The organism is Actinoallomurus acaciae, assembly GCF_042429965.1.
Taxonomy (GTDB): domain Bacteria; phylum Actinomycetota; class Actinomycetes; order Streptosporangiales; family Streptosporangiaceae; genus Actinoallomurus; species Actinoallomurus acaciae.
The window spans coordinates 1-1,018 of sequence record NZ_JBHLZP010001123.1; the positions used below are offsets into that span (position 1 = coordinate 1).

The window sequence follows — 1,018 nt, forward strand, 5'->3', positions numbered from 1 at the left end:
CGGGCCTTGTAGTGCGGGGCAGACCTGGACTATGGCAGCTTTATTGGTTCTGGGCATCCATTGAGGACTCTACCGGATCGGCGAGGTGTTACGTCAGTACCTAGATGGTACAGGTACAGGAAATTGACGCTTTACATTTCCATCTTTGGTGTCCAGGTTTGTAAACTGTCCATTGTTAGTCATCAATGGTTTTAACAGAAACAAAACCTTACCAAGTTGACCAATTTGATCTTTTGAGTGACGAATTTGATCTTTCAGTGTTAACATTTCTTTGGTAGCCCTAACTTTATCCAACATTTAAGCACACAAGACCCGAAAGGCGACTGTAGCCGTCAAACCCAACATTTCCGCCTCGCGTCGTTATTACAAATAGTTAACAATAGGTGTGTCAGTCAAAGCTTAGTCTAGGCCATGAAAAGAGCTCTAAAGTTTATTTTAGTTACGCCGTGAAAACAGCTCTATAGTTTAGTTTATGCCGTGAAAACATCTCTAAAGCTTAGTCCAGGCCGTGCTTATAGCTCTAAAGTGTAGTCTAGGCATTGATTAGAGCTCTAAGGGGCCGAATAGGTGCTTCGCAGGGCAGTCTTCGCTGTTGTCTCCTAGGAACAGCGCGAACAACTCCTGGTATCTTGAAAGAGTAAGACCACCCTTTTTTCTGTCGTCGTCATTGAGCAGTGTGTTATAGGCGTCATCGATGACCTTGATGTCCTCCACAACCATTCGCTGAACGCAGTCATATCTGTATTCTTCGACGCCCATTACTCCGTCCTCGTTGATGTCAATGGTCTTGAAGTTGGACTCAATGAAAGCCTTCATCGCTTGGGGGAAGTCGTCATACTTCTTCCCCACACAGCTGTTCTTCACGGCCTGTTTGAACTCTTCGACCGTGATCATGCCGTCACCTCAAGGCCAAGCGTCGTCTACAAGCTGGCGCGTGCAGAGTAATGTGAGAGATAACCGACATAGTCCGGAACCTTATCGAAGTCCGCCAGCTGCGCGATCTCCTCCCACAGGCTGA

Annotated in this window: 1 protein-coding gene; it reads right to left on the bottom strand. The window is 46.8% G+C overall.

Annotated features, from left to right (window positions below):
- Positions 1–543 precede the first annotated feature (543 nt).
- The gene (locus tag ACFFNX_RS51025) at positions 544–894 is read right to left on the bottom strand and encodes a hypothetical protein (RefSeq protein ID WP_378213735.1); all 351 of its coding nucleotides are present in this window, start codon (positions 892–894) and stop codon (positions 544–546) included.
- Between the last annotated feature and the right edge of the window lie 124 nt (positions 895–1,018).

Excerpts from the sequence above, each read along its gene's own strand:
- ACFFNX_RS51025 (WP_378213735.1), bottom strand. The coding sequence starts at position 894 with ATGATCACGGTCGAAGAGTTCAAACAGGCCGTGAAGAACAGCTGTGTG.